Consider the following 18,118-nt stretch of genomic DNA (forward strand, 5'->3'; position numbering starts at 1 on the left):
CCGATCAACGGTCGGCATAAGCGTGCTCCCCGGGTTTGTCATCCGGCGGCGCGGTTTCCGGCGGGTGGTGCTCACGGGAACGCAATCGCCGCGGGAACCACCAGTTCGCCCGGCCGAGCCGGATCATCACCGCGGGGACCAGCACACAGCGGATCAGCGCCGCGTCCAGGAGCACCGCGACCGCCAGCCCGGCGCCCGCCTCCCGCACCACCCGGGCGTCGGCGAACGCGAACGAGAAGAACACCAGCGCCATGATCAGCGCGGCCGCGGTGATGGTCCGTCCGGTCGCCACGAGCCCGGAGACGATGGCGGCCCGGGTGTCGCTCCCGCGGCGCCACTGCTCCTGCATGCGCGAGATGAGGAAGACCTCGTAGTCCATCGACAGCCCGAACAGGCCCGCGAACAGGAACACCGGCAGGTACGGTTCGACCGGCTGCCCGAACACCCACACCACCACCCCCGTGGTGGCCGCCGCGGTGAGCAGGTTCATCACCGCCGCGGTCAGCGGGATCAGCACGCTGCGGAACACCCAGGCCAGCACCAGGACCGAGAGGCCCACGACGCTGAGCAGGAACAGCGGCAGCCGTCCGGCGATCGCGGCGGAGAAGTCGGCCTGAGTCGCCACCGCGCCGCCGAGGTGGACCGGCGGGCCGCCGACCGCGGTGGCCGTGGAACGCAGCCATGCCAGCAGGTCAGTGGTGGCCGGGTCGTCGGGCGCTGTCTTCGGTACCGCCGTCAGGACCGCGACAGGTCCGTCGGGACTGGGCAGGTAGGCAGCTTCGCCCACCTCGGCGCGAGGAAGCACCGCCGCGCGCAGGGCTTCCACCGAAGCCCGGTCGCCCTCCCCGGTCAGCTGGCTCACGAGCAGTACCGGGCCGTCGGAGCCCGACCCGAAGCCGTCTTCGAGGAGATTCGCGGCGACCTCGGTGACGCTGCCCGGCGGATCGAGGTGCGCACCCGGGACCCCGAGCCGCAGACCCGACATCGGCAGCGAAAGCGCGGCGATCACCAGTACCGCGGCCGCCGCGTAGGGCGCCGGCCGAGCGGTCACCGAGTGTGCCAGCCGCGACCAGAACCCTCCGGTGGTGGCCGGCCGGACCTTCATCCGCTTGCCCAGAAGTCTGAGCAGCGCGGGGAAAAGGGTCACCGCGGCGACCATGGTCAGCAGCACCGACACGGCTGCGGCGACCGCGATCCCGTTGAGAAAAGCCATTCCGACGGTGAGCATGCCGAGCAGCGACACGCACACGGTCACCCCGGCGAACACGACGCTTCGGCACGACGTCGAGGCCGCGGCGGCGAGTGCCTGCTCCGCGGCGAGGCCGTCCTGGATTCCTTGCCGGTACCGAGTGAGCACGAACAGCGCGTAGTCCACCCCGACTCCGAGGCCGAGCAGCGCGGCGATCTCAGTGCTGATCCTCGGGATCGTCATCAGGTGCGACAGCAGCGCCACCGCCGCGAGCGCGCAGCCCACCGACACCGAAGCCGTCAGCACCGGAAGCACGACGCACGTCAGCGAGCCGAACGTCACCAGGAGGACGATCGCGGCGGCGACCAGCCCGATCGCGGCGTTCCCGAGATCGGGCGGGGCGGCGCTCAGCTCGGCGAGCTGCCCGGAAACCCCTGCGGTGAGGCCGTTTCCGCCGGCATCGCGCACGACGCCTGCCAGCTCGTCGGCCACCGGCTGCCCCAGTGTCTCCGCTTCGGCGTCGAACCGGACCGTGAGCACCGCGACCCGGTGATCGGCCGAGACCCGGGCGGGCGGGGTCCCCCAGCCCGCGACCGAGACCACGTGCGAAACGTCGCGCAGCCGGCCCACGAGCTCGCCGACCCGGGCACGTGCCGATCCCGCGTCGACGGGACCGGTGGACGACCCGACCACGACGCTTTCCTCGGTCCCGGACGCGCCCGCACCACGCAGCAGGTCGGCCGCCACCGAGCTGTCCGCAGCGGGTAACGCGACCGTGTCGCGATAGGCGGCGCCGCTGCGCTGCGCGGCGAACCCGAGTGCACCGAGAGCGGCCAGCCACAGGACGAGCACCCACGGCGCCCGGCGAAAGCACCACGATGCGACTCGTACCATGCTGTCTCCCGGGAGCGCGTACGACGGCGGAAACAGCTGTGCACGCTAACAACGGGAGCGCCGGAAACCCGCCGCCGCAGTGTGTGACCCGCCGCCCCGGCGGGAAGTGAGCACCCCCGGCACGTGGCCGCGGACGGAAACTTGTCACCCGCCCGACAACTTCGCCCCGCCCGCGGCCGTGCCGCGGCCGAATCCCGCGCACCCGCGGGATCGAGGTGTTGCCAAATCGGACCGCGTGTGAGTACATGGCGTGCACGGCCGGTGCCGGTGCGTCAGCCGTGACGTGAGCACGCGGTGAGTCACGCCGACCTCAGCGAAGAGGTCGCTGCCGTCGTGCGGCAAGGGGTGGCCAGTGACGCGGACAATGGGAGACCGGGAGAGCCGGGAAATCTCGGACGACCGGCGGCGGACGGTGCCGCTGCCCCGGAACACCAGTCAGGCTGGCCGGCTGTGGTGTTCACTGCCGACCGGGCTCGCGCGCCGCTTCCGGCCGCACGCCGACCCCTTGGCACGCCACATCCTCGCCGAAGTCCAGCGAGCGGTGCCGGAGTACGCGAAACCGCTCGAGGGCGAGTTCGGCAAGATGATCGTGCTCGCTATCGAACAGGCCGTGCTCAGCTGTCTCGACAGTGCCCTCTACAGCGCCGACAGTGCGCTCGACGGTGCCCCCGACAGTGCGCTCAACAGTGCCGAGGACCGGGGGGTCACCCCGGGCGACCACGCGAAGCTGTTCGTGGAAGTCGGCAAGCGCATCCACCACGACGGTGGAAGCCTGAACTCGCTGCAGGCCGCCTACCGGGCGGGCGGCCGGGCCGCCTGGCGCTACATCTCCCGGTTCGGCCAGACCCACCGCGTGCCGGCTTCGGTGCTGTGCGTCAGCGCGGAGGCCATTTTTGCTTACGTAGACGAGATTTCCGCGCATTCGGTCACCGGGTACACCGCGGCGCAGGCCCGTTCGGCCGGGACGCTCGAACGGCGGCGCAGACGCCTGCTGGACCTCCTGCTGGCGGTTCCGGCTTCGTCGCCGGCCGCGGTGGAGACGGCCGCCCGAGCCGCGAAGTGGGAGATCCCAGCCTCGCTCACGGTCATCGCGTTCGCACCGCGCGACGAGCAGCACCCGCCGCTCACCCTGCACCTGCCCGACGACGTACTGCTCGATTTCGAAAGCAGCACAGCGTATCTGGTGACTCCGGACCGGGACCGCGACGCGCGCGCCCTCGAGAACCTGACGACCGGCTGGCGCGCCGCGATCGGGTCCCGCGTCCATCCCCGCACAGCGGCGACCTCGCTGCAGCTGGCCCGCCGGACCCTGGACCTCGTCCGGCGCGGCCTGATCGCGGACCGGCCGGTGACCCGCAGCGAGGAACACCTGTCGACGCTCTGGCTGCTGCAGGACAGATCGCTGCTCGACCAGCTGTCGGCGAAGGTCCTCGCCCCGTTCGCGGACCTGACCGTCAAACAGCAGCTCCGGCTGGCCGAGACGTTGCTGAGCTGGTTGGACCACAACGGAAGCACCCCGGACATCGCCCAGGCCCTCGGCATCCACCCGCAGACGGTCCGCTACCGCGTCGGCCAGCTGACCGCGCTCATGGGTGAGCGGCTCACCGATCCCCTGTCCCGGCTGGAAATGCAGATCGCGCTGCGCGCCCACCAGCTGCTCGGCACCCGGCCACCGGGAGAATGCCCCGACGGCGAAGGCTGACCGGCCACCGGACCGCACATTCCCGCTATGGCCCCGTTTCACCGAGCCGGCCACGAACGTAACGCAGGTCGCCCATGCCCAGGTCTCCGTGCTCCGGAAGCGTGAAACCGTGGGCAGCGAACAGGTCCCGGACAGTGCTGCCGTCGAGCGACCAGCCGAGTCCGGTCAGATAGGGACCGACTTCGTTGCGCTCACCGAAATAGCGCAGCCTCGCCGGATCGGTATCGAAACTCTGCTCGCGCCACCGTGCGGAAAGACGCCGCAGTCCTTCCTTCGTCTCGGCCTCGTCGCCCGGCCGCGGGACGGGCTTGCTTTCGGTGGCGATCCGGCTTCCCGGCGCGCTCAGCTCGGTGACGGTGTCCAGCAGGCGATCCTGCGCTTCGGGCGGCAAGTAGCTCAGCAGGCCCTCGGCACTCCACGCGGTGGGCCGGGCCGGGTCGAAGCCGGCGGCACGCAGTGCGGCGGGCCAGTCGTCGCGCAGATCGACTCCGACCGCCCGCCGTTCGGCGGTCGGCGCGGCGCCGTGCTCGGCCAGCGCGCGGGTCTTGAACGCGATGACCTCCGGCTGGTCGAGTTCGTACACCACCGTCCCGGCCGGCCACGGCAGCCGGTACGCGCGGGAATCCAGTCCGGAGGCCAGGATCACGGCCTGCGTGACTCCCGCGTCCGTCGCGCCGGCGAAGAACTCGTCGTAGAACCTGCCCCGCACCTTGGCCAGGTCGATCCACAGCCCGGCGACCAGGTCGCCCGGCGGCGTCTCGCCGGTCGCCAGCCGGGTGAGCAGGTCGATACCGACGGCGCGGACGAGGGGTTCGGCGAGCGGGTCGGCGAAGAGCGAACGATCCGCGCGGGTCGCGATCGCCCGGACCGCCGCGGACATCGTGGCGGTCGCGCCGACGCCGGAGGCCGCGTCCCAGGTGTCTCCGTCCCGGCGGGAGGACGTCATCGGGCCGCACCCAGCAGCGTGGCCAGTTCCCCGGTGGTGCCGACCCGGCCGAGGAAGTGCGCGACGTCGGTGAGCGCGAAGCGCTGCACCTCCTCGGCGGTGAAAGCTCCCCACCCCGCGTCGGAGAGGCCGACGGTCGCGGTGGCGTCGGACACGAAGTACACCGCGAAGTCCCGGAAGAGCGCGTCCCGTGCGGTCGCCTCGCAGCAGGAGTGGGTGGCGACCCCGGTGACGATCACCGAGTCGATCCCGCGGCGGCGCAGGAAGTTCTCCAGGTCGGTGCCGTAGAACGCGGAATAGCGGCGCTTGACCAGGAACTCGCCGGTGGCCGGGTCGAAGTCGAGGTCCGGGTACAGTGCCACGCCCCCGGTCCCCTCCACCAGTGCCTTCCCGCTGCCGGTGAGCGGATGCAGGTAGCGCACCATCCCCAGGTCGGCGCCGTCGCGGTGGTGCACCTGCGTGGTGCACACCACGGGCAGGCCACGGCCGCGGACGAGGCCGATGAGCCGGTTGATCCGCGGGAGCAGGGCCCGCCCGCCGGCGCATTCGTACGGCGCTCCTTCGGCCAGGAAATCGTTGGTCATATCGATGACCAGCAGCGCCGCGCGCTCGGGGTGAAAGGGCAGTTCCTGATCGGTGCCCGCCAGTACGTGCTTGGTCATGCCGCTCCTTCGCTCTCCGCGTCCCACACACCCGGTGGCAGTCCCCGGTCCCGCAACGGCGCCCGGACGAGTTTGAAACTCCCGTTGCGCGGCAGGTCTTTCTCCACGCTCACGTACCGGGGCACGGCATGCCGGGGCAGCCGGGCCGCGCAGTGCTCGCGGACGGCTCGCGGGTCGAGGGTGTCTCCCGCGGGCACGACCACCAGCAGAACCTCGTCCTCGGTGAGCTCCGACGGGACGGCCACCGCGGCGGCGGCCGTGACGCCGGGCATCGACGCGGCCGCCTCCTCCACCCCGGCCGCGCTGATGTTGATCCCACGGCGCCGGATCACGTCCGCGGACCGGCCTTCGAAGTACAGCCAGCCGTCCTGCACGCGAACCTGGTCGCCGGTACGGAACCAGCCGTCCTGCCAGGCCGCCTCGGTCGCTTCCGGCTCGCCGAGGTAGTGGGTGAAGGTCAGGTCCGGGTGCCGGGGACGGACGAGCAGTTCGCCGTCCACAGTGCGGACTTCGTACTCCGGCACCGGCCGGCCCGCCGCTCCGGGGCGCAGCTCGCCGGCCGGCGTGGTCGCCACGTCCCCGAGCTCGGTGCACGCGTAGGCCTGCAGCAACCGGACGCCGAACCGCTCGGCCATCTCGTGCACGAGCCAGGCCGGCGCCGGACCGCCGTAGGCGCGCCGGACCGGATGGGGCCTGCCGTCCGGGGGACGGCGCAGCAGCAGCACGCACACCGCGCCCATGAAGTTGAACGCCGTGACGCCCTCGGCGCGTGCCACCTCCCAGAAGCGCGACGCGGAGAACCCCCGGTCCACGACCAGCACCGCGCCGCCCAAGACCGCGGGCAGGAACGCCGCGTGCCGGGCGTTGATGTGCTGCCAGGGAAAGAAGTTGTAGAGCACGTCCGAACCGTCGTAGCGCATCGCCCGCTGGACCCGCCGCGCCTGGCCGAGCGCCGCGCCGTTCGGCAGGACCGCGCCCTTCGGCTTGCCGGTGGTGCCCGAGGTCGTCATCACCAGCGCCGGGCTGCCGTCCGAGGGCACGAACGAGGGCAGCCTGCCGCCATCGGCGGCCAGCTCGGCCAACGCGATTCCGCCCGGCCCGTCGGTGACCACAGTGGACCCGGTGGACCCGGCGAGCCCGCCGAGATGTGGTTCACCGCGCAGCCGGGCGGAGTCGGCGACCGTGGCGACGCAGCCGCCGGACTTCGCCAGGCGCCGCGCCCACCCCGCGTCCAGCTCGGGCGGCAGCGGGAGTTCGACGGCGCCCAGCATCGACAGCGCGGTGGTCAGCGCGACCGCCTCCGGTCCGTTGCGCAGCGCAGTCGCGACCAGATCACCCGGGCCGGCCAGCGAAGCCAGCCCCCGTGCGAGCGCGCCCGCGCGCTCGGCGAGGCCGGCTGCGGTCCACCCGCGTTCACCCGCCAGCCGGACCAGCTCACCGTCCGGCGCGGCCTCGGCTCGCGCCAGCACGGCCTCGGCGAAGGAACGGACGCGCTCGGCCATCAGCGGAAGGCGGGCACGGTCGGTGGTTGTCCCATGAAGACGGCGCCCGCCGCGTCGTACATCGCCAGGCTCAGGAAGGCGTGCGACTGCGGCACCTTGGCGTCGGCCACGAGCCGGCGCAGCGGATGCTCGTTGAAGATCACCGCGGTGCCGGAGACCGACACGACCCGATCCACGACCTCCGACGCCGTACGCGCCAGATGCGCCGCCGAAAGCCGCAGGTGCGCGTTCTCGCGATCGCTCACCCCGGCGCCGTCCAGGATGCTCTGCCACGCTTCCTCGGCCGCTTCGTAGAAATAGGCGCGCGCCGAGCGCAACGAGGCCTCGGCTTCGGCGATCGCCGCACGGTAGTAGGCACGGTCGGCGAGCTTCGGTGCGCCGGTGATGCTCGCACGCCCGCTGCCGACCTCCTCGGCGAAGTCGAGCACAGCACGCGCGACGCCGGCGGAGACCACCGACAGCGACTGGGCCGCGTAGGTGATCGCCGGGTACTGGTACAGCGGCTCGTCGAGCAGGGGCGCGCCGCCGCGCACGAAGGTCCACTCCCGCGGCACCTCGACGTCCTTCACCACCAGGTCGAACGACCCCGTACCGCGCATCCCCTCGACGTCCCAGTCCTGGACGATCTCGACGTCCTCCGGCCGCAGCAGCGCGCCCCGCGGCTTGCCGGCGGAAGCGTCGTCCCCGGGGATGCCGACGCAGATGATGTCCGCGGCCATGCTGCCGCTGGCGAACTTCCACCGGCCGCTGACCCGGTAGCCGCGCTCGGTCGGGACGGCGTCCTGCACCGGGAACAGCGCGCCGGCGAACACCACGTCCGGCCCGCCCGCGAACATCTTCGCCTGCGACTCCAGCGGCAGGGAGCCGAGGTAGACCAGCTGGGAGCCGAAACTGGCCACCCAGCCCGTCGAACCGTCGACCGCCGAGATCCGCTCGATCATCCGCAGGAACCGCGCCGGCGGCATCGGGTCCCCGCCGAACCGGACGGGGGTGGAGGCCCGGTAGACGCCGAGCGGTTTGAGCTTCTCGACGAAGTCGCGCGGCACGTACCGCTGCCGGCCGAACTCGTCCTTCCGCTCGGCCAGCTCGGCGAGCACCTCTTCGAACTTTCCCACCGTTTCTCCTCGTTCAGTCGCGCAGAAAGGGCAGCACCGCGGCGGCGACCTGCTCCGGGCACTGCTCCATCAACGGAACCATGCCGCCGGCAACCGTCGTCACCCGGCGGTGGCCCGCGTGCACCAGCCGCCGTTCGAGCCGGGGCAGATCGGGCAGCGCGAACGGGTCCGCCTCGCCGCCGATCAGCAGGACCGGCGCCCTGACCAGCCCGATCCGCTCCTCCATCCGGTAGCGCACGCAGGCGCGGTGCCCCTCGGCGGGGTCGACGCCGGGGGCGAGCGCGTCGTGCAGGAAGCGGTCGCGCAGGTCCGCGCGCCCGGGTGGGTAGTACGGGCGCCGAATGCCCCACATTTCGACCAGGTGCTGCCCGTCCTCGGTGGGTGCGACCTCGTCCACGGTGGTCCGGCCGGCGTGCGCGGCCCGGTACTCCGGTCCCGTCCACGGGGTGGAGGACAGGACCAACGACCGCACGCGTTCCGGGATCCGGGCGGCCAGCTCGATCCCGACCGCTCCCCCGGTGTGGTGGCCGAGCACCGCCACCTCCGCCAGTCCCAGCGCGTCGAGGAAGGCCAGCACCCCACCGGCGAACGCCTCGATGGTCTGCGGCGCGGGTAACCGGACACTCTGCCCGAAACCGGGCATGTCGAGGGCGAGTACGCGATGTTCGGCCGCCAGCAGCGGCTGCAGTTCGCGGAACTCGTCGTGCGAACGCGGGGTCTGGTGCAGCAGCACCAGGACCGGGCCGCTGCCCGCCTCCGCGTAGTGCACCTGGCCCAGCGAGGTGTCGGCATAGGCCTTGCGGACGCAGTCAGTCATGGGACACCGTCTTCGGCTTGAGCACAGACGTCCGTGCGAGCGGATACAGGACGAGGCAGAGCACAGTGGCGCTCAGGAAGCCGAACGGGAACACTCCGGTCTCCGAGAGCACGTACGACACCAGCGAGGCGGTGGCCACCGTCACGACACCGGCCCAGTTCACCGGTTCGACCAGGTCACGGCTTCGCCGCTCGCGTCGGGCCACGACGTAGTAGTCCGCGATCGCGGTCGCGATGATGCCCATCATGATCATGCCGAGCACGCTGATGAACCCGGACAGGTGCGAGAACACCCCGGCGGCGATCAGCAGCAGGCACACCGCGTTCGCGACGAGGATCATCACGAACCGGTTCGGGGTGCGGCCGGTCAGCACGTGCCACAGGTTCGCCAGCGCCAGCGACCCGGAGTAGACGTTGAGCACCTGGACCTTCGCCTGCGCGACGTACATCAGCACGAAGCCGACCACGCCGGACACGATCACGAAGTAGGCGCCGGTGTTCGTGGTCGCCAGCGCCGCCGCGGCGGCCGCCGCTCCCCCGGGACTGGCCTGCCCGTGCGCGACCAGGTAGTCACCGGCCAGGCTGCTGCCGCCGGTGAGCACGAGGACGCCGAGCGCGATGCCGACGAGGTCGAGCATGATCACCCCGACCAGGTTCACCCCGCCCACCGACGCGCGGCTGCGCGCGTAGCGGGTGTAGTCGGCGTTGACCAGGATCAGTGCCGCGCCCTGGCCGCCGAGGATGCCGATCACCTCGAAGAACCTCGACGTGCCCGAGCCCGCGGTCACGGTCGCGGCCTTGGCGAACGCCTCGCCGAGAGTCACCTGCGAGGTGTCGTAGATGCGGAACACCATATAGGCCAGCAGGAGCAGGAACACGATCACCAGCGCCGAGGACGTTCGGGTGACGACCTTGATCCCGAACATCGACAGCACGATCCACGCCGCGGTGAGCACCCCGTAGACGAGCAGGCGCGTGCCGATGCTGTCCTCCCAGCCCAGCGCGAACAGGGTTCCGTTGTAGAGCAGCACGTTCTCGCTCGCACAGAAGCCGATGATCATGATCGCGAAGGCCAGCGACGACAGCGCCGAGCCCCGCACCCCGAGGCCGTGGAAACGGGGCAGCACGGTGCCGGAAAGGCCCTCGACCCGCGCGATGTTGCCGAACAGCCAGCCGATCGCGAGCACGAACGCAGCCACGAGGACACCGGCGAGCAGGCCCGCAGCCGAGCCGACGAGCGCGGTGATCGTGCCCGCCAGGGTCAGCTGCAGCAGCGAGGTGGCCACGCCCGCGGGCAGCCAGGACAGGTACCAGCCGGACTTGCGTTCGTGGGCGGGGACCGGGGTGAGCGAGTTGTCGTCGATGGCGTGGCGGACGCCGTCGGCCTGCGCTTCGGGTTTCGTCTGGTCCAGCAAGGCAGTTCCTCCGGGGCTGAAGGCGGGGGCGAAGACGGCGGCGTTCTCACCCGCCCACGGACGGCGCGGGAGCGCGCACCGAGGCGACGAGCGCGGCGGCGGTGCGTTCGGCGAGTGCCATGACCGTGATCATCGGATTGACGCCGGGGGCGGTGGGCAGTGCGGAGGCATCGCCGATCCACACCCCGGCGATGTCGTGCAGCTGACCGCGACCGTCCGCGACCGAGGCCGACGGATCGGCGCCGAGCCGGCAGGACCCCATCTGGTGCGCGGAGAACGCGGTGTGCTCGGCGGCCGGCGCATGGGCGAGGCGGGCGAGGTAGGCGTCGAAGTCCTCACCGCGGCGCCAGCTGTGGTCGTTCCAGTGGAAGGTGAAGATCTCGCGGGCGCCCGCGGCGCGGTGCATGCGCGCGAGTTCGGTGTGGGCGCGGCGGGCGACGCGCAGGTCGTACTCGTCGTCGAGGTCCCAGCGGATCGCCGCCCGGCCCTCGCGGTCGAGGTACACCTCGCCGCTGCCGTGGTCGTGCGCGACGCCGTGCCAGGTCGCGAAGCACGGCAGGTCCCGCAGCGTCCGCCGGTGCTCGGCGGGGCCGCGGAACGGGGTCTGACCCGCCCAGGTCAGCGGGTTGAGCGTCAGGCTCTCGACGAGGAATCCGGTCCCGTCCTCGCAGTGGGCGAGGTCGAAGCTGACCGCGGACTGGATCTGCCCGCTCCACGCCTCGACCGGCTGGTCGTAGACGCCGGTGACGATCCACGCGGGATGCAGCCGCAGGTTCTTCCCCACGGCAGGACCACCGATGCCGGACCGCAGCAGCACCGCGGGAGACTCGACCCCGCCGGCGGCGACCACGACGGTCCGCGCGGCGATGCGGACCGGCTTGCCTCCCCGCGTGGCAAGAACTCCGCTCGCGTGGCCTTCGTGGGTGCTGATCCGGTCCACCGTGCAGTCGGTGACGATCCGCGCGCCCGCGTCCACCGCGCTCTGCAGGTAGGTGTGCAGTACCGAGGACTTGTTGCCGCTGCGGCATCCGGCGTTGCAGAAGCCGCAGTACGCCGGTTCATCGGTGAGTTTCGCGTTGCGGGGCAACGCATGGTGGGCGTAGCCGAGCGCGGCGAGTCCGGTGATCATGGCGCGGGTGTTCGCGTTGTGGACGGTGGCGTCGGTGGTGACACCGAGGGCTTCCCAGACCAGATCGGTGTACTGGTCGAACTCCGGACCGTCGAGCCCGGACAGGCCTTCGGCCGCCCACTGCTCGCGGATCGCCGCCGGCGTGCGGAGGCAGACCATGGAGTTGATGAGGGTGCCGCCGCCGAGCACCGAACCGGCGAGCACGCCGACACTGCCGCTGTCGGAGTACAGGGCGCCGCCGCGGAGGAACATCTCGCCGGCATGGGAGTCGATCTGGTCGAAATCGGTTTCGTCACGGCGCGGTCCGGCTTCCACGATCACCACCGAAAGCCCTGCCTGGGCGGCCCGTGCGGCGATCACCGCACCCCCGGCGCCCGAGCCGATCACGCACACGTCCGCGGCCAGTTCACCGTCCAGCGCGGTCACCGTGATCCGCCCCGGCGCCCGGGCGATCTCCAGCGCGGGCGGGCCGGGGTAACCGATGACGGGCCAGACCGGGTTGCGGCCCTGCTCGTCCACCGCACCGACGAAAGTGCCGAACGTCATCGCCCGCAGCTGCCGGACACCCAGCCGCAGCACGGCGCTGTGCTCGGCGGCGGTGGCCAGGGCGCGCACCCGCTCGTCGAGACCGAGGCCGGCGAACCCCTGTGCCGTCAGGTGTTCGAGGACAGCGCGGACCGCGTCCCGCAGGTTCGCTGTCAGCCCCGCGAGACCGGCACGCACGGTGTGCTCAATTCCTCTGACGAGCGCGCCGTCGCGGTAGAACTGCGCGAGCGCGGCGCCCGCCGCGTCCGGAGGTGGCAGTGACGGCAGGAACGCGTCGCACACCGCCGAAAGAGTCTTCGTGGTGTCCGGGCCTTGTGGTTCGCTCACGTGGTCCCCTTCCAGCGGCCGGCTGCCCGTGGACAGTTCTCCGGAAGCAGCTCCGGGACAACGCGTCGGTCCGGTGAGCGAAACCTGCGCTCATTCACTCGCCAGCGTCGTCGTGATCCGCCGGGCGACCATGCCGAGCAGTCCCGCGAACTTCGGCACGTCCCCGCGGACCAGCGGAGCCGTCACCGCCAGTGCCCCGGCCGTGGCCCCGGTCGAGCCCAGCAGCGGGACCGCGACACTCAGGTAGCCGAGGCGTGTCTGCTCGTGCTCGGCCGCGTAGCCGAGGTCGCGCGCACGGGCGAGCTCCTGCAGCAACAGCCCCGGGGTCGCCACGGTGCGCGGTGTCCGGCGTTCCAGCGGCAGCGCGACGACTTCGTCGACCAGCGCGCGCGTGCCGAACGCGAGCAGGATCTTCCCGGTCGCGGTGCAGTGCAACGGCATCCGGCCCGCGATCCGGGACGGCCTGCGCACCTGGTGGTGCCCGGAGATCTTTTCCAGGTAGAGCAGCTCGATCCCGTCGAGCACGGCGAGGTGCACCGTTTCGCCGGTCGCGTGGTGGAGGTCCTCCATGTACGGCCGCGCGGCGTCGCGGAGGATTCGCTGCCGGGGCACGCGCTGGCCGATCTCGAACAGCCGCATCCCGAGCCGGTACTGCGCGCCACGCCGTTCCAGCACACCCCAGCCCAGCAGCTCCTGCGCCAGGCGGTGCACCGACGCCTTGGCCACCCCGGAGCGCCGCGACAGCTGCGAAAGGCTCAGGTGCTCGTCGTCCGGTCCGAAGGCCTCCAGGATGCGCTGCACCTTGCCCAGCACGCTGTTCACGTCCCCCGCGTGCGACCCGGGCACCGGCAGCGCGCTGCTCACCGGGGGGTCACCACCGCCCGCCCCCGCACCCGACCCGCACGCAGGGCGGCCAGCGCGTCCGCGATGCCGTCGAGCTCGAAGGTCTGGGTCTCGACCCGGAGTTCACCCGCGGCGAGCTGCCGCAGCAGCCCGCCGGCCACTGCCCGCGCACGCCGTTCCTGCCGGATCATGTTGACCGGCAGGAACGCCACGTCGTCGAGCAGCCACGAGGAGAGGTCGATCTCGACCGCCGGCCCGTGCGCATACCCGATGAGCACGGCCCGCCCTCCGGGCCGCACCCACTTGGCGCGGGCCGCCAGATCCCGTCCGCCGACGGTGTCGATCAGTACCGCCGCCGGGCGCTGCTTCGCCAGCTCCGCCAGCCGGGCGGTGTCGCTCAGCGCGAAACCTTCCACTCCGGCGGGAATCCGCGAGAGACCGTCCTCTCGCGACACCGCGCCCAGCACCCGCGCGCCGGCGGCGAGAGCCTGCTGCGCCGCCATCGCTCCGACCGCACCGGCCGCGCCGGTCACGATCACGTGGTCACCCGGCTCGACGCGTCCGACGTCGTGCACCGCGACGTACCCGGTGGTGGCCGGGACGAAGAACGTGGCCGCGACCTCGGCAGGCAGCTCCGGATCGAGCGGGAGGACGGCCTTGCGGGGCACGCGAACGCGCTCGGTCCAGGTCCCGTCGCGTTTCACGCCCAGCCCGCCACCACGCAGCATCACCTGCGTGCCCGGTGCCAGGTCGCCGGCCTCCAGCACGACGCCCGCGCCCTCGACCCCGCCGACGTAGGGCAGCGGCGGCTTCAGCCCGAAAGTGCCGCCGGCGATCGTCGCGTCGAGGTGCGCGACCGCGGCGGCCCGCACCTGCACCAGGACCTCACCGTCCGCACGCGCCGGCTCGGGCACCTCGTCCACGACCGGCGCGGTGCCCCAGCCGTGGAATCGCGCGGCACGCATCAAGCCGCCGCCTTGCGCAGGAATTCGAGGCTGATCGGGTTGTACCGGCCGGCCTTCTCGTGCTGCGGCCAGTGCCCGCACTCCTCGAACAGCTCCAGCTGCGAACCGGGGATCCGCTCGTGCATCCGGTCGGCCTCGGGCACCTCGCCGAACGGGTTCTGCCGTCCCCACACGATCAGCGTGGGCTGGGTGATCCGGGCAAGGTCCTCGGGCCGCAGCAGGTTCCGTTGCCGGCGTTCCATGTCCTGCAACGAAAGCAGGTTGTCCACATTGGCCACGAACTCGGGCTCGTGGTAGATCGCGTGGCGCACTCGCACCAGCTCCTCGGTGGCGTCCTCTTCCGAGGCCATCAGCAGGCGAAGCCGTTTGCGCGTCAGCTCGACGTCGTCGGTGGCGACGGCGGCCTTGGTGCTGGTGCGGATCCGGTCCATCACCTCCGGGTTGGCCACCGTGCCACCCGCGCACAGCAGCTGCAGGCTCGCCACCCGGTCCGGATGGTCGATCGCGGTGCGCGCGCCGACCCAGCCGCCGAGTGACTCGCCGACGATGTGGGCCTCGCCGATTCCGGTCGCGTCGAAGTAGTCGAGCAGGTGACGGACGTAGTCGGCGATCTCGTAGGGCCGCGCCGGTTTCCCGGTGTACCCGTGCCCGAGCATGTCGATCGCGTGCAGGTCGTAGGCGGCGTGCGCGGTGATGTTGCGGCTGAAGGCTTCCAGGTGGCCGCTGGTGCCGTGCAGGAAGACGACGCTCGCGGCGTCCGGGTCGCCTGCCCGCAGCGTCCGGGTGCGCACGCCCCCGGCGTCGACGTACTCGACCCGGTAGGCGGTCGGGCTCAGTTCGGTCCAGATGGTCACGGGGGACTCCCTTTCAGTGCTGGTTGATCCGGTGGACCTGGGTGTTGCTGCGGCGTGCGAGGACCCGCAGCCCGGCGGCGGCCGCGACGGCCGCCAGCACGGCGATGATCTTCTTCACGGTCGGCCTCCCAGCCTCTGGCTTTCTAGCCCACGGAATCGAGGAATCCGCTCACCACGCTGTGGTAAGCCCCGGGACGCTCCTCCTGCGGATGGTGCGAAGCCCGGTCCATCACGTGCAGGCTGCCGCGAGGGAGCATCCGGGCCAGCATCAGCGGGTAGTCCGGCGTCAGGAACGCGTCGTACATGCCCCACAGGAACAGCGCCGGCGCCTGGATCCGCGGGAGGACGCCGGACAGGTCCTGCCAGTCGCCGCGGGGCGAGTCGGACATCGCGGCCAGCTCACGCTCGCCTTCGTCGAGGCTCTGCCGGTACCGCAGGTCGAGCGTCTCCTCGGGAAGCGCGTCGGCGTCGTACCACTCGAGGCTGGTGATCAGCCGGCGCATCTTCTCCCGGGTCGGGCCTTCGCCGCCGTAGTAGACGTCTCGCGCGGTACGGCCGCGGTGGCCGTTCTCCGGCAGCGGCGCCAGCGGACCGTGGAACACCGGCATGCTCCCGGTGATCACGAGCGAGCGGACCCGGTCCGGGTGGTGCGCCGCGAAGTTCAGCGCGATGGTCCCGCCCCAGGAGTTGCACACGAAATCGGCCCGGTCCACGCCCAGCGTGTCCAGCAGCCCGGCGGTCTTGTCCGCGTGGTGGTCCCACATCGGGCCGGTGATCCGGGACTTCTCCGACTTGCCGTACTGGTGGATGTCCACCAGCAGGCAGCGCCGATCCGCGGCGAACAGCGGGGCGACCGGGCCGAAATCGCTCCACGCCGTGCACCCGGGACCGCCGCCGTGCAGGAACACGGTGTCGGGCCCGCTGCCGAGGTCGTGGTAGTGGTAGCGGACTCCCGCGCCGTCGGCGTAGTGGCTCTCCGGTGGTGGCGTCATGCCGGTCCCTTCGTGGTGATCTTCAGTGCGGTGCGGGCGAGGACTTCGCACAGCCTCCGCATGGCGGCGATGTCGACGGTGTTCATGCCGCGGGAGAAGTCGACGTCGAACTCGTCGCTGCGCACCTTCGGCATGCCGACCCGCGCGGTGGGGATGCCGCGGGCCCGCAGGATGTTCGCGTCGGTGGCGCCGCTGTTGCCGGGCACCGGTTCGTGCTTGCGGCCGTTCGCCGCTTCCCACGCGGCGATGGCACCACGCACCACCGGTGCGTCCGGCGGCGTGTGCGTGCCCGGGATCGCCAGCACCATCTCGACACCCAGGTCGGTGCCCAGCTCCGCGGACAGCCGGGTGGTGAACGCCGTCAGCTCGCGTTTCAGCTCCAACGGCGCCATCCCTGCCGCGATGCGGATGTCCAGCCGGATCCGGCAGGCCGCCGGGGTGGCCGCGAGCAGCCGCTCCCATCCGCCCGCGATGGAGCCGATGATCCCCTGCGGCAGCGCGGTGCCGGTCCGGTGCCGCTCGGGGTAGCCGGCCAGCCAGCCCTCCAGTCGGGTGACGACCTCGGCGGCCGTGACGATCGGGTTCCGGTAGGGCAGGCGGTGGCGGCTGCCCGCGTAGGTGTGGATCCCGGGCACGGTGACCTCGAACCAGCACAGCCCGACCTCCTCGTGGGCGACGAAGTCACCGGGCTTGGCGATGACGGCGTGGTCGGTGACCCAGCCGCGTTCCAGCAGGAAGGAGCAGCCGACGCCCTGGCCGGTGTTGGCGCGGGCGGGAAAGCCCGGCGCCTCGACGGCGTTGGCCGGCATCCCGCCCGCGCCGAACGCGGCCACGAGGTCGCCGTCCAGCTCCGGCCGGACCCGGCCGAGGGCTTCGGCGAGCACGAGGATGCATGCCGCGTGCCCCTTGGGGTTGCTCGCCCCGAGACCGGACACGAACGGACCCTCGTCACGCGGCTCGGGCAGCATGTCGGACCGCAGTTCCGGGCCGATCCACGGGACGTCGAGGTCCGGGTCCCCGGTGGTGAAGGTGTCGATCGGCGCGTAGAGCATGAGGTCCTCGCCGCCGCCCGAGCCCCGCAGCCGGCCCGCCGCGTTCGCCTGGTGCTCGTCGAGGTGCTGGGTGGTCGCGGCCCAGCCCGCCGCGCCCAGGCGCTGGGCCAGCAACCGCGCCAGCGGTGCCTCCCGGCCGGTCGGGCTCGGGATGGCGGTCACCGCGTGCACGGCTTCGCGCAGCCGTTCCGCGGTGATCTCGGCGAGCACAGCGTCGAGCACGCTCACGACACGCCCACCGGTTCGATCAGGCCGACGCCCATGCCGGTCAGCCACTCCGGCATCGGCGAGTAGGCGAGCCTGCGGCCCGGCGCAAACCCCAGTGCGGCGGCCATGGTCAGCCAGGTTCGCAGCTCCTGGCCGCCGTTTCCGGCGAGCTTTTCCAGCTCCGCGCTGGAGTACTCGGTGTAGCGCGCCAGCTGTCCGCTCTCCAGGTCGGCGAGGAACTGTTCGTCGAACTCCGGGAACAGCACCGGCTGGGCCGCGGTGATGATCTCCCGGCGCCGTTTGTCGTAACGCTGCCAGTCACCGCGCCCGTTGAGCCAGGCTTCGACCAGAAACTCCTCGTCGTCGCCGCGCGGGTCGCGCCAGTCGGCCGGCCAGGGCAGCTGGTGTGACAGGCCGCCGGAAGCGAGCACGGCCACCCGCCGGTCACCGCCGAGGGCGCGGACCGCGTCCGCCACGTTGCGGCCCAGTTCGGCACACCGGTCCAGCCGGGGCAGTGGCGCGGCGAACACGTTGATCACCAGCGGCACCACCGGAATCGGCAGATCCGCGAGCAGGTACTGGATGGCGTGTGTCTGCCCGTGGTCGATCTGCAGCCGCGCGGAGATCGCCACCTCGGTCCCCCGGTCGATGAGGTGCTCGGCCAGCGCGCGGGCGAACTCCGGTTCGGTCCGCTGCGGGCCGGACGGAGTCTTCGCTTCGCCGGCCCCGAGCACCTCGCCGACGCCGAGGGTGAACGGCGGGATCATGTCCAGCCAGAACCCGCGGAAGTGGTTTGACCCGATGATGATCGCGACGTCGGGCCGGGCCGCGGCGACGGCGTCGCGGGCCTGTCCGAGCGCGTCGCGGAACCGCTCTGCCCGGTCGGTGTGCACGACCTGGTCCCAGTGGGTGTTCATCAACGTGGAGTGCGAGGCCCCAGCGCCGACCACGATGTCCGACAT

Annotated in this window: 15 protein-coding genes; 1 reads left to right on the forward strand and 14 read right to left on the reverse strand. The window is 71.9% G+C overall.

Features of this window, described 5'->3' with window-relative positions; all coding sequences use genetic code 11:
• Positions 1-4 precede the first annotated feature (4 nt).
• On the reverse strand, positions 5-2,083 hold the full coding sequence (locus BJY18_RS06695; RefSeq protein WP_184778623.1) for an MMPL family transporter: 2,079 nt from the start codon (positions 2,081-2,083) through the stop codon (positions 5-7).
• 364 nt (positions 2,084-2,447) lie between these two features.
• Between BJY18_RS06695 and BJY18_RS06700 the strand changes: the two genes are divergently transcribed.
• On the forward strand, positions 2,448-3,785 hold the full coding sequence (locus BJY18_RS06700; protein WP_184784462.1) for a PucR family transcriptional regulator: 1,338 nt from the start codon (positions 2,448-2,450) through the stop codon (positions 3,783-3,785).
• Positions 3,786-3,810: 25 nt separating this feature from the next.
• Here the strand turns inward: BJY18_RS06700 and BJY18_RS06705 are convergent, their stop codons facing one another.
• From BJY18_RS06705 to BJY18_RS06765, 13 genes are all read right to left on the reverse strand, one after another.
• On the reverse strand, positions 3,811-4,731 hold the full coding sequence (locus BJY18_RS06705) for an SAM-dependent methyltransferase (RefSeq protein WP_184778625.1): 921 nt from the start codon (positions 4,729-4,731) through the stop codon (positions 3,811-3,813).
• Entirely contained in the window at positions 4,728-5,393 is a 666-nt protein-coding gene (locus tag BJY18_RS06710; protein ID WP_184778627.1) for an isochorismatase family protein, read from the reverse strand. The genes BJY18_RS06705 and BJY18_RS06710 overlap by 4 nt, the downstream gene beginning before the upstream one ends.
• Complete coding sequence (locus tag BJY18_RS06715; protein ID WP_184778628.1) at positions 5,390-6,895, reverse strand: AMP-binding protein; 1,506 nt, start codon at positions 6,893-6,895, stop codon at positions 5,390-5,392. Before BJY18_RS06715 ends, BJY18_RS06710 begins: the two co-directional genes overlap by 4 nt.
• The gene (locus BJY18_RS06720) at positions 6,895-8,010 is read right to left on the reverse strand and encodes an acyl-CoA dehydrogenase family protein (RefSeq protein WP_184778630.1); all 1,116 of its coding nucleotides are present in this window, start codon (positions 8,008-8,010) and stop codon (positions 6,895-6,897) included. Before BJY18_RS06720 ends, BJY18_RS06715 begins: the two co-directional genes overlap by 1 nt.
• 13 nt (positions 8,011-8,023) lie before the next feature.
• Complete coding sequence (locus BJY18_RS06725) at positions 8,024-8,827, reverse strand: alpha/beta fold hydrolase (RefSeq protein ID WP_184778632.1); 804 nt, start codon at positions 8,825-8,827, stop codon at positions 8,024-8,026.
• A complete protein-coding gene (locus BJY18_RS06730; protein ID WP_184778634.1) occupies positions 8,820-10,241 on the reverse strand; it encodes a purine-cytosine permease family protein in 1,422 nt (473 codons plus the stop codon). The genes BJY18_RS06725 and BJY18_RS06730 overlap by 8 nt, the downstream gene beginning before the upstream one ends.
• A 46-nt stretch (positions 10,242-10,287) precedes the next feature.
• A complete protein-coding gene (locus BJY18_RS06735; protein ID WP_221457598.1) occupies positions 10,288-12,243 on the reverse strand; it encodes an FAD-dependent oxidoreductase in 1,956 nt (651 codons plus the stop codon).
• Between the two features lie 90 nt (positions 12,244-12,333).
• Positions 12,334-13,107 carry an IclR family transcriptional regulator gene (locus BJY18_RS06740; RefSeq protein WP_184778636.1) on the reverse strand — a complete coding sequence of 258 codons (774 nt, stop codon included), beginning with the start codon at positions 13,105-13,107 and terminating at the stop codon, positions 12,334-12,336.
• A complete protein-coding gene (locus BJY18_RS06745) occupies positions 13,104-14,051 on the reverse strand; it encodes a quinone oxidoreductase family protein (RefSeq protein ID WP_184778637.1) in 948 nt (315 codons plus the stop codon). The genes BJY18_RS06740 and BJY18_RS06745 overlap by 4 nt, the downstream gene beginning before the upstream one ends.
• Positions 14,051-14,905 (reverse strand): alpha/beta fold hydrolase, encoded by an 855-nt coding sequence (locus BJY18_RS06750; protein WP_184778638.1) that lies wholly within the window; start codon positions 14,903-14,905, stop codon positions 14,051-14,053. The genes BJY18_RS06745 and BJY18_RS06750 overlap by 1 nt, the downstream gene beginning before the upstream one ends.
• A 143-nt stretch (positions 14,906-15,048) precedes the next feature.
• Positions 15,049-15,897, reverse strand: a complete 849-nt coding sequence (locus BJY18_RS06755; protein ID WP_184778639.1) for an alpha/beta fold hydrolase — start codon at positions 15,895-15,897, stop codon at positions 15,049-15,051.
• Positions 15,894-17,177, reverse strand: a complete 1,284-nt coding sequence (locus tag BJY18_RS06760) for a M20 family metallopeptidase (protein ID WP_184778640.1) — start codon at positions 17,175-17,177, stop codon at positions 15,894-15,896. The genes BJY18_RS06755 and BJY18_RS06760 overlap by 4 nt, the downstream gene beginning before the upstream one ends.
• Entirely contained in the window at positions 17,174-18,118 is a 945-nt protein-coding gene (locus BJY18_RS06765; protein WP_184778641.1) for a DODA-type extradiol aromatic ring-opening family dioxygenase, read from the reverse strand. The genes BJY18_RS06760 and BJY18_RS06765 overlap by 4 nt, the downstream gene beginning before the upstream one ends.

The organism is Amycolatopsis jiangsuensis (genome assembly GCF_014204865.1).
GTDB classification, from domain to species: domain Bacteria; phylum Actinomycetota; class Actinomycetes; order Mycobacteriales; family Pseudonocardiaceae; genus Amycolatopsis; species Amycolatopsis jiangsuensis.

Coding starts and splice junctions, on each gene's coding strand:
- BJY18_RS06695 (WP_184778623.1), bottom strand. CDS start 2,083: ATGGTACGAGTCGCATCGTGGTGCTTTCGCCGGGCGCCGTGGGTGCTC.
- BJY18_RS06700 (WP_184784462.1), top strand. CDS start 2,448: ATGGGAGACCGGGAGAGCCGGGAAATCTCGGACGACCGGCGGCGGACG.
- BJY18_RS06705 (WP_184778625.1), bottom strand. CDS start 4,731: ATGACGTCCTCCCGCCGGGACGGAGACACCTGGGACGCGGCCTCCGGC.
- BJY18_RS06710 (WP_184778627.1), bottom strand. CDS start 5,393: ATGACCAAGCACGTACTGGCGGGCACCGATCAGGAACTGCCCTTTCAC.
- BJY18_RS06715 (WP_184778628.1), bottom strand. CDS start 6,895: ATGGCCGAGCGCGTCCGTTCCTTCGCCGAGGCCGTGCTGGCGCGAGCC.
- BJY18_RS06725 (WP_184778632.1), bottom strand. CDS start 8,827: ATGACTGACTGCGTCCGCAAGGCCTATGCCGACACCTCGCTGGGCCAG.
- BJY18_RS06745 (WP_184778637.1), bottom strand. CDS start 14,051: ATGCGTGCCGCGCGATTCCACGGCTGGGGCACCGCGCCGGTCGTGGAC.
- BJY18_RS06755 (WP_184778639.1), bottom strand. CDS start 15,897: ATGACGCCACCACCGGAGAGCCACTACGCCGACGGCGCGGGAGTCCGC.
- BJY18_RS06765 (WP_184778641.1), bottom strand. CDS start 18,118: ATGTCGGACATCGTGGTCGGCGCTGGGGCCTCGCACTCCACGTTGATG.